The sequence below is a fragment of the Nonomuraea sp. N2-4H genome, assembly GCF_045291505.1.
GTDB lineage: Bacteria > Actinomycetota > Actinomycetes > Streptosporangiales > Streptosporangiaceae > Nonomuraea > Nonomuraea fastidiosa.
Map to the genome: position 1 here is coordinate 8571010 of NZ_CP147987.1, position 13931 is coordinate 8584940.

The 13931-nt window shown below is 69.4% G+C and carries 14 protein-coding genes, 2 tRNA genes, 1 pseudogene and 1 CRISPR repeat array; of the genes and pseudogenes, 9 read left to right on the plus strand and 8 right to left on the minus strand.

Translation table 11 applies throughout. From position 1 onward, the window contains the following. Nucleotides 1-20: 20 nt before the first annotated feature. Together WBK31_RS39680 and WBK31_RS39685 are read right to left on the minus strand one after the other, a co-directional pair. Nucleotides 21-170, minus strand: coding sequence for a hypothetical protein (locus WBK31_RS39680; RefSeq protein ID WP_406674078.1), 150 nt, complete (start codon nt 168-170; stop codon nt 21-23). Nucleotides 171-608: 438 nt separating this feature from the next. After that, nucleotides 609-1614: direct repeats of the CRISPR family, unit length 29 nt; unit sequence GGGACCATCCCCGCGTGCGCGGGGAGCAC. Between the two features lie 279 nt (nt 1615-1893). After that, nucleotides 1894-1969: transfer RNA gene (locus WBK31_RS39685), tRNA-Arg, on the minus strand. Nucleotides 1970-3417: 1448 nt separating this feature from the next. Here WBK31_RS39685 and WBK31_RS39690 point away from each other — a divergent pair. Then, nucleotides 3418-4470, plus strand: a complete 1053-nt coding sequence (locus WBK31_RS39690) for a D-alanyl-D-alanine carboxypeptidase family protein (RefSeq protein ID WP_364069510.1) — start codon at nt 3418-3420, stop codon at nt 4468-4470. 2 nt (nt 4471-4472) lie between these two features. Here WBK31_RS39690 and mscL read toward each other — a convergent pair whose 3' ends face one another. The 3 genes from mscL to WBK31_RS39705 all read right to left on the minus strand — a co-directional run bounded on the left by mscL (nt 4473) and on the right by WBK31_RS39705 (nt 6362). Next, nucleotides 4473-4871 (minus strand): large conductance mechanosensitive channel protein MscL, encoded by a 399-nt coding sequence (gene mscL / locus WBK31_RS39695; protein WP_364069512.1) that lies wholly within the window; start codon nt 4869-4871, stop codon nt 4473-4475. Nucleotides 4872-4956: 85 nt separating this feature from the next. Continuing rightward, nucleotides 4957-5559, minus strand: a complete 603-nt coding sequence (locus WBK31_RS39700; protein ID WP_406674079.1) for a flagellar biosynthesis protein FlgA — start codon at nt 5557-5559, stop codon at nt 4957-4959. Next, nucleotides 5556-6362 (minus strand): S-methyl-5'-thioadenosine phosphorylase, encoded by an 807-nt coding sequence (locus WBK31_RS39705; protein WP_364069516.1) that lies wholly within the window; start codon nt 6360-6362, stop codon nt 5556-5558. Before WBK31_RS39705 ends, WBK31_RS39700 begins: the two co-directional genes overlap by 4 nt. 523 nt (nt 6363-6885) lie before the next feature. Between WBK31_RS39705 and WBK31_RS39710 the strand changes: the two genes are divergently transcribed. After that, a complete protein-coding gene (locus WBK31_RS39710) occupies nt 6886-7014 on the plus strand; it encodes a hypothetical protein (RefSeq protein ID WP_378790278.1) in 129 nt (42 codons plus the stop codon). Between the two features lie 14 nt (nt 7015-7028). On the opposite strand, the pseudogene WBK31_RS39715 reads toward WBK31_RS39710, so the two are convergent. The 3 genes and pseudogenes from WBK31_RS39715 to WBK31_RS39725 all read right to left on the minus strand — a co-directional run. Beyond that, nucleotides 7029-7169, minus strand: a pseudogene (locus WBK31_RS39715) (FmdB family zinc ribbon protein); the annotation flags it as partial. A gap of 69 nt (nt 7170-7238) precedes the next feature. Continuing rightward, complete coding sequence (locus WBK31_RS39720; RefSeq protein ID WP_406674080.1) at nt 7239-8738, minus strand: potassium/proton antiporter; 1500 nt, start codon at nt 8736-8738, stop codon at nt 7239-7241. Nucleotides 8739-8762: 24 nt separating this feature from the next. Next, on the minus strand, nt 8763-9332 hold the full coding sequence (locus WBK31_RS39725) for a 5-formyltetrahydrofolate cyclo-ligase (protein WP_364069522.1): 570 nt from the start codon (nt 9330-9332) through the stop codon (nt 8763-8765). Nucleotides 9333-9356: 24 nt separating this feature from the next. On the opposite strand from WBK31_RS39725, the gene galU reads away from it, so the two are divergent. From galU to WBK31_RS39760, 7 genes are all read left to right on the plus strand, one after another. After that, nucleotides 9357-10259 carry a UTP--glucose-1-phosphate uridylyltransferase GalU gene (galU, locus tag WBK31_RS39730; RefSeq protein WP_364069524.1) on the plus strand — a complete coding sequence of 301 codons (903 nt, stop codon included), beginning with the start codon at nt 9357-9359 and terminating at the stop codon, nt 10257-10259. After that, on the plus strand, nt 10246-11433 hold the full coding sequence (gene glp / locus WBK31_RS39735; RefSeq protein WP_406674081.1) for a gephyrin-like molybdotransferase Glp: 1188 nt from the start codon (nt 10246-10248) through the stop codon (nt 11431-11433). Before galU ends, glp begins: the two co-directional genes overlap by 14 nt. Then, nucleotides 11430-11906: a cyclic pyranopterin monophosphate synthase MoaC gene (moaC, locus tag WBK31_RS39740; protein ID WP_364069528.1), complete on the plus strand. Its 477-nt coding sequence runs from the start codon at nt 11430-11432 to the stop codon at nt 11904-11906. Before glp ends, moaC begins: the two co-directional genes overlap by 4 nt. Then, nucleotides 11906-12385: a MogA/MoaB family molybdenum cofactor biosynthesis protein gene (locus WBK31_RS39745; protein WP_364069716.1), complete on the plus strand. Its 480-nt coding sequence runs from the start codon at nt 11906-11908 to the stop codon at nt 12383-12385. Before moaC ends, WBK31_RS39745 begins: the two co-directional genes overlap by 1 nt. 51 nt (nt 12386-12436) lie before the next feature. Beyond that, complete coding sequence (locus tag WBK31_RS39750; protein WP_364069718.1) at nt 12437-13090, plus strand: GNAT family protein; 654 nt, start codon at nt 12437-12439, stop codon at nt 13088-13090. A 124-nt stretch (nt 13091-13214) separates the two neighbouring features. Beyond that, nucleotides 13215-13799 (plus strand): hypothetical protein, encoded by a 585-nt coding sequence (locus tag WBK31_RS39755; RefSeq protein WP_364069530.1) that lies wholly within the window; start codon nt 13215-13217, stop codon nt 13797-13799. 50 nt (nt 13800-13849) lie between these two features. After that, a tRNA-Ala gene (locus WBK31_RS39760) sits at nt 13850-13923 on the plus strand. Nucleotides 13924-13931: the final 8 nt, after the last annotated feature.

Below are 13931 nucleotides of genomic sequence, written 5' to 3' on the forward strand. Positions count from 1 at the left end.
AACACCGTGAAGATCACGATCTACGGCTGCCGTATCCAGTTGCCGAGTTCCCGTATCGCGCTCAGCCGCGAGGTGTCCAGGTTGAGGCTCAGCAGGAGATGGCGGATGTGGGGCTCGCTCCTGCGCAGTGTGGTCTCGGCCTGGCCGAGGTCGCGCTCGAAGTCGTGCATCAGCTTGGGATCGATGCCCGAGTAGTTCCAGTCGGGCGGCTGCGGGGTCGCCGGCGGGGTTCGCGATGGAGGCGCGGGTGTCGACGGAGGCTCTGGCGTGGATGAGGGCGTGGGCGCCGACTCGGTGCGCGCGGGTGGCTGCGGTTGCGGAGGCTCGGGCGACGGCGCAGGAGTCGGTGACGGCGGGGTCGTCATGTCGGGTCTCCAGCGCGTACGAGGACGTATCGATTGTCCCTTGAACGATCCCTTCCTACATAGGCCGCATAACGCACCAGCATGGCCATCCCCGCCTCAGAGCCGACCAGTCGCCAGAACGTACGCATGAGGCGACCCGCCAGGTTCACCCCCGATGAGAACACGTCCCAAAGCAGAACTGTCCCCTACCTCTACCGCGCTCGCGCGAAGCATGGACAAACCGAGCATGCACACATCAACTTTGGGATCATCCCCGCGTGCGCGGGGAGCACCGCCCACTGGTTCGGCACCAGGGCGAGGCCCTCGGACCATCCCCGCGTGCGCGGGGAGCACATCATGCCCCACGGCGCAAAAGACCTGGCTGAGGGACCATCCCCGCGTGCGCGGGGAGCACGGGTCGAACAACCTCCGCTTGGCGGGGCGGCCGGGACCATCCCCGCGTGCGCGGGGAGCACTGCCTCCCTCCCACGGGGCACAGCGAGCGGCCGGGACCATCCCCGCGTGCGCGGGGAGCACTGCCTCCCTCCCACGGGGCACAGCGAGCGGCCGGGACCATCCCCGCGTGCGCGGGGAGCACGGGTCGGCCGCCGTACGTACGACGTTGCGGACGGGACCATCCCCGCGTGCGCGGGGAGCACACCTCCCGCATGACCTCGGGGAGGCGGTTGAAGGGACCATCCCCGCGTGCGCGGGGAGCACACGCGCTTGACCCGTTTGCGGAGGTCGTCCGTGGGACCATCCCCGCGTGCGCGGGGAGCACCAGCGCCAGGCCGCGCATGTGGGCGCGGTGCGCGGGACCATCCCCGCGTGCGCGGGGAGCACGGCGGGGGCGGCCCGCAGACCCGCGGCTACAAGGGACCATCCCCGCGTGCGCGGGGAGCACCGAAGGAAATGGACCTGAGAAGGCGCTCTGAGAGGACCATCCCCGCGTGCGCGGGGAGCACATGGACGCCGGGGAGGACGTGGCCCCGGGGCCGGGACCATCCCCGCGTGCGCGGGGAGCACGAGGACCTGACGTCGCCCGACGGCCGCCTCAAGGGACCATCCCCGCGTGCGCGGGGAGCACTGATCGCGGTCGACTAGACGTGCGGGCGGGCCGGGACCATCCCCGCGTGCGCGGGGAGCACCCTTCAGCTTTGGCGATTTCCCTAATCGTCATGGGACTATCCCCGCGTGCGCGGGGAGCACGTCTCTACAATGACTCGGGCCGCTCCTGGACGAGGACCATCCCCGCGTGCGCGGGGAGCACTCTCTCCGACCTGCGCCTTTACCAGTCGGTGAGGCCGTTTTCGAGCACTTTCGTGGATTCGGGCATTCTGGACATGTCAAGTGGCTGAGGGTGGAGAGCGGGTCCACCGTCGGTGGGCAGTACTGGACTGCACACGAGTGTCGCACGGCCTCTGGCTTGCGCACGTATTTGGCACAGGCAGCCGCAAACGATCAGTCACAGCCGGACGCCGCCGGACACACGAAAAAGCCCTCGACCGACGTTTCCGCTGGTCAAGGGCACTTTAGTGCTGGTCGGACGTGGTGCCCCCGGCAGGATTCGAACCTGCGGCACCCGCTTTAGGAGAGCGGTGCTCTATCCCCTGAGCTACGGAGGCGGACTCCAGTAAGCCTAGCGAAAGTCTGGCACTGTGTGCGACGCCGGGGCGGGATCCGTTCGTCGGCGTTGGTTATGGGTGGTCTGAGCTGCGGTAAAGGCATGACAAGTGATCAGAATCGGGGTGTTCGGGGGTGGATAGCTTCTGGGCTGTGACTCGGAGGCGTAGTGCTCAGGCCCGTCGGCGGCCCGTGGTGTTGTTCGGTGCGTTGCTGGCGCCGGCCATCCTCGCGGGTGGTCTGCTGGCGGGGGAGGTGCAGGGGCTCGAGGCGGAAGAGGTGCCGGTGCTGGTGCCGTGGGGTGGGCCGCCGGTCGTCGGTGAGGCTCGGGCTGTGGCGTGGCCGCCGCGGTTGGTGCCGGCGCCGGATGTGCCCGAGCGGAGGTACGAGGGGGTCGTGCGGGTTCGGGTGCGGGAGGCGGTGGCCGTGCCGGTCGTACGGGGGGAGGCGCGGGTGCCGGAGAGGGCGGTCAGGAAGCCTCGGGAAGAGGTCGCCCCCGCTCCCGAGTCCACGGCCGATGGGTGTGCCGGGGAGTGGGTGGACACGTGGTTGTGGGACTTGTGCCGGGATTGGGAGAGTGAGCGGCGCCGGGCCCAGGAGGCATCTAGAGAGGCGCCTCGGGAGGGTGGTACCGGGGGTGAGGAGTCCACGGCGGAAAGGGATTCCTGGATTCCGTTTGTCGGTGTCGCATCTGGGCGCGCGGGCTGAGAGTGCTGTTTCCTTTCCGGTCGGCTGTTCGTGTCTGGTCGGCTGTTCGTGGTCGGGTCGAGTGGGGCGGTGCCTCCGCGCGGGTGAGGGTGGTTCCTCCTCGCATGTGGGGGGCGGCTCGTCCTCGCGAGTGGGGGCGGTTCGTCCTCGCGGGGGGTGCCTGAGTGTCGGGTCTCAGGGGTGGGGGTTCGTTATCTCCATGCCGGTGGGTCGGTCTTCCTCTCCAGGTCTTCGTCTCGGGTGGGTGGGCCCTTGGTCCTCGGCGGGGGTGGCGGGCAGGGCTTTTGGGGGCGGGGCGGCGTGAGCTGTGCATCCGCGCCTGCTCGGGTCCCCAGGCGGCAGCCGGCGGTGCGCGCGGGCGGGTGGGGCTGTTGGGCTGTTACTGGTGGGTGAAGGGCCTTGGGCGTCCGTAGCGGGTGGCGACGGAGTGTGGCGGGACTTTCGGGGCTGAGGGGTGTGCAGGCGTCGGTTCCCCGGCGGCATCTGTACGGGCTGTGATGGGAGCGAATGTCACGTGTCTTGTGGTGAAGGTGTGAACCTGTGGGGGCTGGAGGGCGTACCCGATGGTGTGGGGCTTGAGGGTTGCACAAAGGGGGCTATTCGTCTCATAACAGCTCTTCGGAGTTCGGTCCGGGCAGTCGAAGGGCTGTAGTAACGTGCGTGCCTGACCCGGGTCACGAGTTTGCAAACGGAGGAGTCGAACGTGCCAGCCCCTCGATCAGCGGGTCTGATCGCGGTTGTCATGGCGGTGGCTTCTCTCCTCACGCCCGGTGGGCAGGCGCCGGCGCGTGCAGACGTACGGGTGCAGCAGGTCCAGCGGCAGAAGCCGGATCCGTCCAGCCTGACGGCGCTGCGGAAGGAAGCCGAGCGGTCGGCTAAGGAGCTCGAGGACGCTACTAGGGCCCTTGAGAAGCGGCGTGCCGAGATCGCGGCCTCCGAGAAGGAGCTCAAGAGCAAGCTGACCGCCCTGCAGAACCTCGAACAGCGGCTCGCCGTGATGCGGCAGCCGGTGTCGCAGATGGCCGAGCTGCTCTACCAGCAGCCGCTGATGGCGGGCGGGATCATTCCGTTCCTGTCCGGCGCCGCCGACGAGAAGACGCTGCGGGCGCTGATGGACGCGAACCAGATCGTCACCGTACGCCAGCACGCCGTCGAGCAGACCAGCGCGCTGTACCGGGAGGCCGAGAAGCTGGCCGCCGAGGCACAGGAGTTGCGCGCCGGCAACCTGCTGGCCGAGGCGCAGCTCGCCGCCGAGGTGGACACGCTGCGGAAGCGCTCCGACAAGATCGTGAAGTCGCTGACCGCGGCGCTGGTGAAGCTGGGCATCAAGGTCGACAAGGTGGGGCGGGCGGCCCTGGGGTGCAACCCGCTCAAAGCGGCCAACGCCGACCACTACCCGAACGGGCTCATCCCCCAGAGCATGCTCTGCCCCCTGCAGCAGAAGGGACACAGTCTCAGGGCGGACGCCACCATCGCGTTCGTCAGCCTGAACGAGGCCTTCAGGAGGCGGTTCGGCAGGCCGCTGTGCGTCACGGACGCGTACCGGAGCCTGGCCGAGCAGCAGGCGGTCTATTACCGGCGGCCCGGGTTCGCCGCCGTGCCCGGGCGGAGCAACCACGGGCTCGGGCTGGCCGTGGACCTGTGCGGCGGGGTGGAGCGGTCGGGCTCGCCGGAGTTCGTGTGGATGGAGAAGAACTCGAAGCGGTACGGGTGGTTCCATCCTTCCTGGGCCTACAGCAGCCCGTTCGAGCCATGGCACTGGGAGTACGATCCGAAGATCGACAAGCTCCTCTGAGGTCAGAGCGCGGGCACTTCAGAACTGCAGAAGGCGCAGCGGGAGGCCGCCCTGGGGATCTCCGACAGGCACTCGGGGCAGTCGCGCGTCGTGGCCTCGATCTTGGCGGCGTTGCGCTCCCTGACGTGCGTGTACGGCTTCACGACCAGGAAGTAGACCACCGCGGAGACGATCAGGAACGACACGACCGCGTTGATGAAGTTGCCGTACATGAAGTTGGACTGGCCGACCGTGAGCTTGAGCGAGGAGAAGTCGGGCAGGCCGCCGAACGCCGCGATCAGCGGCGTGAGCAGGTCGGCCACGAACGACTGCACGATCGAGTTGAACGCCGCTCCGATGATGACCGCCACCGCCAGGTCGATGACGTTTCCCTGCATGAGGAACTTCCTGAATCCAGCCATGGCATCAGGTCGTAGTCTGTTGCTTACCCTGAGTGAGTTCTGTCGGTTGGTTCTGAGGGTTTCTGCTGGGGGTTGGTTCGGTGGGTCAGTTCTGCGGGGTGGCTCTCAGGGTGCCGAGGGTGATCGATAGGCGGGCGTGGGCCTGTGCGGTCGCCAGCTCGGCGGCCTGGGCCGGGGTCGTGGCCAGGACCAGGAGGGCGCCGTCTTGCGACGAGCCCGAGCGGGCGGGCCTCGGCACGGTGACCACCGTCGCGTCGGTGGCGATCTCGCGCGCCGGTGCCGCCTGGTCGCTCGCGGCCAGCACCGTGATGGTGGAGCCGGGCGTGAGAAGGGAGGCCGTGGCGGTGTCGGCGATGCGCACCGGAGTGGCCACCATGCCGGGAGGCAGGGGATAGGTGGCCAGGAGGCGGACGTCGGTCAGCGGCTCGCCCCTGCGCATGGGGGTCGCCAGGGTCTGGCCTCGGGGGAGTGCGCGGACCGCCCCCGCGGGAGGAGGATCGAGGGCCGCGGGGCGGAAGTCGGCGGGGCTCAGCGGGCCCGGCCGCAGGTCGCGTACGGCCACCAGGACCGTGGGTGCGGCCGGGGCCGGGCGGGTGGCGAGGTAGGCGGTCACGACGGAGACGGCGGCGAGCGCCGCCGCGATGAGGCGGCGGCGACGGCCGTAGCGGGACAGCCAGGACCCGATCACGGCAGCTCGAAGGGGAGCTTGATGCCGTCGAGCGCATTGGGGCAGGGGCACGTGCGCTCTTCCGGCAGCGCCTCGACGGCCTGCGCGATCAGCGTGCGCATGCGCTGGACGTTCTGCGCGAAGAACCTCAGCACCTCGTCGTGGGTGACGCCCTCGCCCGCCTCTACGCCGGCGTCGTGGTCGGTCACCAGGGAGACCGAGGTGTAGCAGAGCGCCAGCTCGCGGGCCAGGATGGCCTCGGGGAAGCCGGTCATGCCGACGATGGACCAGCCGTTCGCGGAGAACCACTGGGACTCGGCGCGCGTCGAGAAGCGCGGGCCCTCGATCACGACGAGCGTGCCGCCGTCAACGGTCTCCCAGCCTGCCGAACGCGCGGTCTGCACGGCCACGGCCCGGCCGGACGGGCAGTAGGGGTCGGCGAACGAGACGTGGACCGCGCCGTCGGCGTCGTAATAGGTCTGGGGACGGCCGGAGGTGCGGTCGACGAGCTGGTCGGGGACGACGAGGGTGCCGGGGCCGTACTCGGCCTTGAGCGAGCCCACGGCGCTGGGGGCCAGCACCTGCCGGACGCCGAGCGAGCGCAGCGCCCAGAGGTTGGCGCGGTAGGGGATGCGGTGCGGCGGGAAGCGGTGGTCCCGCCCGTGCCGGGGGATGAACGCGACGCTGCGGGAGCCGATGCGTCCGACGGTGACGACGTCGCTCGGAGGGCCGTAGGGGGTGGTGAGCTCGACCTCCTCCGCGTCGTCGAGGAGGGAGTAGAAGCCGGAACCGCCGATGACGCCGATGTCTGCGCGAGTGACCATGGCCGAGAGAGTAGCCGGAGTGTTGAGGGGCGCGTTCGACTGGAACGGGTTCTGTGGATGGGCGGGCTGGTGTGGCGGTGGGCTGTGGACGACCCTGCCCGTGCAGGGCATGCCGGGCGTTGGTCAGTCGTTCCTGTGCGGGGCACGCTGGGCTGTGCTCAGTCGTCCCTTATCGTCGCCTGCGCGCGGATTCGGCTGTGGCGGGCAAGCCGGTGCGCGGGAGGGGTGGGTGGTGCTGTGCGCGGGTGGGGTTGGGGTGGGTGGTGCTGGTGCGCGGGTGGGGTCGAGGTAGGCAGCGCTGGTACGCGGGTGAGGCGGCGGCGGTTCTGCCCCAGGATGCGACCGTTGCGGGACGAGCCGCCCACGTCCTGCGGGCGCGAGCGACCGACGCCTCGGCCAACGTACGAAAAGGGGAAGGCGGGGGCGCGAAACGACGGATCAGCTGACCTGCGCTCAGCCGGGGACAGGGGGCGCGGCGGGTCAGCTGATCTGGAACTAGTTGGAAGCGGCGGCGGGAGCGGGCGTGCTCGAAGAAGACGAGCCGGAGTCGGACGACGACTTGCTCTCCCCGGACTTCGACGAGGAAGAGGAGGAAGAAGAAGAGGACGACGTCGACGAGGTCGAGGACGACGAGCGGTTGTCGGTCCGGTAGAAGCCCGAGCCCTTGAACACGATGCCGACCGCGGAGAAGACCTTACGGAGCTTCCCCTGGCAGCTCGGGCAGACCGTCAACGCATCGTCAGTGAACTTCTGGACCACCTCGAGCTGCTCACCGCAGTCGTTGCAGGCGTACTGATAAGTCGGCACGCGCTCCTCCTTACAAGCTTTGGCACTCGAGCGATGCGACTGCTAATGGTAACCGATAGGTCCAAACACCTATTCCAGCCCCTGCTCGCCGTACCAGCCGGCCAGCTTGCCCCTGCGGTGTACGGCGCGCAGGCGGCGTTCGGCCTGGTCGCGGCAGGCGACGGTGGTGACGATGAGGAGCTGGTCGCCGGTGTGGATGCGGGTGGAGGGCGCGGGGACGAACGATCGGCCGTCCCGTACGACGAGGGTGACGGCGGCGCCTGCCGGCAGCCGCAGCTCGAAGATCTCGACCCCGTGCAGGCGCGACCCTTCGGGCACCGTGACCTGCATCAGGTGGGCGTGCAGCTCCTCAAGCGGAGCGGACTCGACGGACAGGTCCTGCGCCTCGGCGGGGGCGCTCACCCCGAGCAGCTTGGCCGCGTACGGCAGCGTCGGCCCCTGGAGCAGCGTGAACACGATGACGATCACGAAGACCTGGTTGAAGACGTCCTTGGAGCCCTCGATGCCGGCCGCCCAGGGGATGGTGGCGAGCACGATCGGGACCGCGCCGCGCAGCCCCGCCCACGACAGGAACGCCTGCTCGCGCCAGCTCACCCGGTCCACGTGCAGCACCTGGGCGAGCAGCGAGGCGGCGACGACCGAGACCGGGCGGGCGATCAGCACGAGTGCGGTGCCGATGATCAGACCGGGGACGATGGCCGACGGCAGCTCCTCGACGTCGGCCAGCATGCCGAGCATGACGAACAGCCCGATCTGCGCGAGCCACGCGGCGCCCTCCGCGAAGCTCCTGGTCGCGCCCCGGTGGGGGAGTCGCGAGTTGCCGAGGATGAGGCCGGCGAGGTAGACGGCGAGGAAGCCGGAGCCCTGGAGGAGGGCGGCGCCGCCGTACGAGATGAAGGTGAGCGCGAGGACGGCGATGGGGTAGAGGCCGGAGGCGGGCAGGGCGACGTGGCGCAGCGCGTACGCGCCGGCAGGGCCGACGGCGAGACCTACGGCGGCACCGATGACGAGCTGGAGCGCGGTGTTCCAGAGGAACGTGCCGACCGTGGCCGAGGCCTGCGTCCCGCCGGTGAGCAGCACGACCGCGATGACCGTCGGGGCGTCGTTGAACCCCGACTCGGCCTCCAGCGCGCCGGCCAGGCGCGGCGGCAGCGGCAGCCGGCGCAGCACGGAGAAGACGGCGGCGGCGTCGGTGGAGGCCAGGATCGCGCCGATGATCAGCGCGGTCCGTACGTCGATGCCGAGCGGCCCGTAGACGGCGAACGCGAGCACGACGATGCTCACCGCCACGCCCACGGTGGCCAGCACCATGGCCAGGGGTACGGAACGCCGCACGCGCGACCAGTTCGTGGTGAGCCCGCCTTCGGCGAGGATCACGGCCAGCGCCCACAGCCCGATCTGCTGGGCCACCTGGGCATTGTCGAAGGTGAAGCCGGACGACCCCAGGACCATCCCGAAGCCGAGGAAGACCAGGAGGCTGGGCAGGCCGGTGCGGTGCACCAGGCGTACGGAGGCGATGGCCGCGATGACGATCAGGGCGCCGAGAAGGAGGGAGAGGTTGAGCGTCATCCGGCCCCCTTCCCGACCCCGCCGTCACATCAGCCTAGTGATGCCCGAAGGAGTGGCCGCATAGCGGACGCGCTGGTCATGGGGTTCGTGCGGGACGCCGTCGATGAGCTCGCCGTCGTGCAGCAGCGCCACGGTGGGGACGTTGGGGCCGACGCGAGCGAGCGCCCGGTCGTACGAGCCGCCGCCCCTCCCCAGGCGCACGCCGGTGACGCGATCGACGGCGAGTGCGGGCACGATGACGAGGGCGGCGGTGCGGATGGCGTCAACGCCGCGCCGGGTGTCGACCGGCTCCATGATCCCGTAGCGGCCGGGTGCGAGCGTGTCGGGCCCGTCGTACACCGCCCAGTCGAGATCGTTGTCGTCGCGCAGCACCGGCAGGATGACGGTGGCCCCGTGTTTCCAGAGAGCGAACACCAGCCCGTGCGTCTCCGGCTCCGACCCCGCCGACCAGTAGCAGGCCACCAGGCCGGCCATCTGCACCCACGGCTGCTCGAGCAGCGTTTCGCGGACCTTGATGGCGTTTGCGCGTACTTGTTCGGGGGAGAGAGCCGTACGCGCCGCGTTCAGCTCGCGACGGAGGTTCAACTTGTCCACAGATCCCTCCACTAGGGTCTAATCATGGCTGACTTCGACCCTGTGACGAAAGCCGTCGTGCCCGCCGCGGGTCTGGGCACCCGGTTCCTTCCGGCGACCAAGGCGACACCCAAAGAGATGCTGCCCATCGTCGACAAGCCCGCGATCCAGTATGTCGTCGAGGAGGCGGCCTCCGCCGGTCTGCTCGACGTTCTCATGGTCACGGGCAAGAACAAGCGCTCGATCGAGGACCACTTCGACCGGGCGTTCGAGCTGGAGGAGGCGCTCGAAGCCAAGGGCGACGAGCACCGGCTGTCCCAGGTTCGCGAGCCGGCCTCGCTGGCGACCCTGCACTACGTACGCCAGGGCGAGCCCCGCGGGCTCGGACACGCCGTGCTGTGCGCCAAGCACCACGTGGGCGACCACCCGTTCGCCTGCCTGCTCGGCGACGACCTCATCGACCGCCGCGACAACCTGCTGAGCCGCATGATCGAGGTGCGCGACACGTACGGCGGGAGCGTGATCGCGCTGATGGAGGTGCCCAGGGAGTCGGTCTCCCTGTACGGCGTGGCGACCATCGAGCCGACCGACGAGGAGGACGTCGTCCGCGTCACCGATCTCGTCGAGAAGCCGCCGGCCGACGAGGCGCCGTCCAACTGGGCCATCATCGGCCGCTACGTGATCGACCCGACGGTCTTCGAGGTGCTGGAGAACACCCCGCCGGGGCGCGGTGGCGAGATCCAGCTCACCGACGCGCTGCGCACGCTCGCCCAGCGCGGCTCCGACGAGGGCGGTCCCGTGCACGGCGTGCTGTTCAGGGGCCGCCGCTACGACACGGGTGACAAGCTCGACTATCTGCGGACGGTGGTGAAGTTCGCGGCGGACCGGGATGATCTGGCGCCGGAGTTCGTGCCGTGGCTGCGGGAGTTCCTGAATGAAATCAGTTGACGCGCATCTGGCCGAGATCCTGGCCACTGTACGTCCGCTGGCCCCCCTTGAGCTCGATCTGGAGCAGACGCTCGGCACCACGCTGGCCGAGGACGTCACCTCGCCGGTGCCGCTGCCCCCGTTCGACAACTCGGCCATGGACGGCTACGCGGTGCGCGCCGAGGACGTCAAGAACGCCCCGGTGACGCTGCCGGTGATCGACGACGTGGCGGCGGGCTCGCTGGAGCTGCGGGCGGTGGGGCCCGGCCACAGCGTGCGCATCATGACCGGCGCTCCCATGCCCGCAGGTGCCGACGCGGTGGTGCCGGTGGAGTGGACCGACGGCGGGAAGGTCAACGTCCGCATCGACAGGGCCGCCGAGGCCGGCAACGCGGTGCGCCGCGCCGGCGAGGACGTCCAGGCCGGAGAGGTCGTGCTCAAGGCAGGCACCGTGATCGGGCCCGCCCAGCTCGGCATCATCGCCGGGGTCGGACGCCGCCGCGTACGCGTGCGCCCGCGGCCGCGCGTCGTCGTCATCTCGACGGGCGCGGAGCTGGTCGAGCCGGGTAACCCGCTGTCGCCCGGGCAGATCTGGGACTCCAACAGCTACACCCTCACCGCCGCCGTACGCGAGGCCGGAGCCGACGGGTTCCGCGCCGGGTCCGTCGGGGACGATCCCGGCGTCCTGCTCGACAAGCTCGACACCCATCTCGTACGCGCCGACGCGATCATCACCAGCGGCGGGGTGTCGATGGGCGCCTACGAGCCTGTGAAGGAGGCGCTGTCGCCGCTGGGCACGGTCCGCTTCGAGAAGGTGGCCATGCAGCCAGGCATGCCCCAGGGCTTCGGCGTGCTGGGGGACGACCAGGTGCCGATCTTCGCACTGCCGGGCAACCCGGTGTCGTCGTTCGTGTCGTTCATGCTGTTCGTCAAGCCGGCGCTGGACAAGATGCGCGGGCTGCCCGGCGGCATGCCGCCCACCGTGACCGCGCGCACTTCGGGGCCGCTGCGCTCGCCGTCCGGGCGGCGGTCGTTCCTGCGCGGGGTGCTGGCCGGCGACGGCACGGTGGCGCCCGCCCACGGGCAGGGCTCGCACCAGCTCGCCGCGCTGGCCTCGGCCAACGCGCTGATCGTGGTACCGGAGGACGTGACCGAGGTCGAGGCGGGAGCCTCGGTGGAGGTGATCAGGCTGTGAGCGAGCTGACGCACATCGACGAGACGGGCGCCGCGCGCATGGTCGACGTGTCGGCCAAGGACGTCTCTGCCCGGTCGGCCGTGGCCACCGGGCGGGTGCTGCTGTCGGCCGAGACGGTGGCGCTGCTGCGGTCGGGCGAGGTGCCCAAGGGCGACGCGCTGGGGGTGGCCAGGATCGCCGGGATCATGGGCGCGAAGCGTACGCCCGATCTGATCCCGCTGTGCCATCCCATCGCGCTGCACGGCGTGAAGGTGGAGCTCGACGTCCAGGACTGGGGCGTGGGCATCACGTGCCGGGTGAAGACCGCCGACCGCACCGGGGTGGAGATGGAGGCGCTGACCGCGGTGTCCGTGGCGGCGCTTGCGCTCATCGACATGGTCAAGGCGGTCGATCCCGGTGCGGTGATCACCGACGTGCGGGTGGAGGAGAAGCTCGGCGGGAAGACCGGGCGGTGGACGCGGGACGGTTCATGATGCGGGCCTTGGTGATCACGGTTTCGAATCGGGCGTCCGCCGGAATTTATGCCGATAAATCCGGACCTTTGCTGGTCGAGCTGCTGCGCGAGCAGGCCGGTTGTGACGAGGTCGAGGGGCCTGTGGTGGTGCCCGACGGCGAGCCGGTCGAGGCTGCGCTCCGTGACGGGGTCGCGGGCGGATATGACGTCATCGTGACCACCGGTGGCACCGGGTTGACACCGACGGATCTCACCCCGGAGATGACCGCTCGTGTCATTTCTCGGGAAATTCCCGGTATAGCGGAGGCAATACGGCTGGCTAATCGCGACAAGGTGCCCACCGCGATCCTGTCCCGTGGTTTGGCCGGTCAGGCTGGGCAAACCTTGATCGTAAATTTGCCCGGATCCTCCGGTGGCGTACGGGATGGCGTCGCCGTACTCGCCCCCATTCTCCGCCATGCGGTGGACCAGATCCGAGGCGGAGATCACCCGCGTTGACGGGGATTCGGCCCCTCACCCCGTGGCGACATCGTGCCCGATAGGGGGATGATGAGAGTTGTGGATCGACTTCGTGGCTGGCCGGCGACACTCAACGAAGGTCCGGTAGGCCTCCGGCCGCTACGGTTGGGCGACGTACGCGTGTGGCGTGAGACGCGCGTGCGCAACGCCGACTGGCTGCGTCCGTGGGAGCCGAGCAATCCCGAGACGCCCCTGTTCAGGACCGGTCTCGGGCCCTACATCTCCATGGTCGGCACCCTGCGTCGCGAGGCTCGTCAGGGGCTGGCGCTGCCGTGGGTGATGACGTACAACGGGCGGTTTGCCGGACAGCTCACCGTTGGTGCAATTGTGTGGGGATCTGCCCGTTCTGCGCAGGTCGGCTACTGGATCGACGGGGCGCTGGCCGGCCGCGGCATCACCCCCACCGCGCTCGCCATGGCCGTTGACCATTGCTTTTTCACCACCGGATTGCATCGGCTGGAAGCGAACATCCGTCCCGAGAATCACGCCAGCCGTAGGGTGGTTGAGAAGCTCGGATTCAGGGAAGAAGGCATTCGGCGGCGCCAACTCCACATCGACGGAGCCTGGCGCGACCACATTTGCTACGCGCTGACCGTCGAGGACGTTCCCGGCGGGCTGCTCGTGCAATGGCGTCGCGCGCGTGAGTCAGCGGCTCACGGGGGGTCCTCCGTCGAAGAGGTTTGACGATCTCGCGACACACCGCACCGAATGCTCGTCAATCAGTGACACGCGGTCTTACGGTGCGTGACGTGAGCACATTCAAGGCGCGACGAGCACGACCGCGTCTTTGTGCTGCCCGGAGGTGGTCGTGAGCCCCGTCCTCCTCTATCTGGCCATCGTCGTCATGTGGCTCTGCGTCCTCATTCCGATGTGGCTGCGCAGAGACAAGGCGAACCTTCAGGAGCTCGCCGAGCTCGAAGAGTATTACACCGGCGAGCACCAGCTGCCCGATCTCGACAACCTCGCGCCGTCCGACCACGACGAGGACGACGGCGCACCGCCCGTCGAGATCGAGAAGGTCGACGTCCGGCAGTTCCGGCTCCGGCGGCGCGCCATCATCGTGGCCCGCCGGCGGCGCCTGCTCTTCTTCACCACGCTGCTGGTGCTGGCCTCCATCGTGACGGCCGCCGTCAAGGTGATCCCGTGGTGGGGGGTGGCGCCGTCCGTCGTCATCATGCTGACGTACATCGTGTTCCTGCGCATCGCGGTGAAAGTCGACATGGAACGCCGCGAACGCGCCCGTCAGGCGCGCGCCGAGCGCCAGCGGCGGCTGCGCGAGCAGCGCCGCGCCGCCGCCGAAGCGGAGGCCGAGGTCATCGACTTCACCCCGGTGCATGAGGACGTCCTCTTCGATCAGTACGCCCAGCCGCCGAAGAGAGCGGTGGGCGACTGAAAAGGATGGCGCGAGGACCCTCTGGGGTTTGGTAATCTAGTCGAGTCCTTGGGGATGTAGCGCAGTCCGGTAGCGCACTTCGTTCGCATCGAAGGGGTCAGGGGTTCAAATCCCCTCATCTCCACAAGGCCA